Annotated in this window: 1 protein-coding gene; it reads right to left on the bottom strand. The window is 33.2% G+C overall.

Annotated features, from left to right (window positions below; translation table 11 throughout):
- Window positions 1-229: hypothetical protein (locus ACY2RW_RS16525; protein ID WP_490123810.1), on the bottom strand; the 229-nt coding region annotated here is incomplete at both ends.

Raw genomic sequence — 229 nt, 5'->3', positions numbered from 1 at the left:
TAATGCGTCTTTTAAAGTTACATCTTGATATTGAGGATCAAATTTTGGGTCTATAAATTTTTCTCCAACACTATAAATCATTGGCAATTGAATACCCCATTTTTTAGGCGTTAATCCTTTACCTAAATTAACGGTTGTAGCAATATCATACTCTTTGGTTTCATCTACAGAACGTTGGTTTACTCTATCTTCTACATTACCAAAACCTATGGTAGACACACTACCAGCT

Source organism: Polaribacter sp. 2305UL8-11 (assembly GCF_058147165.1).
Note: the sequence above shows the minus strand (reverse complement) of the source record. Positions and strands in the feature narration are given on the sequence as shown.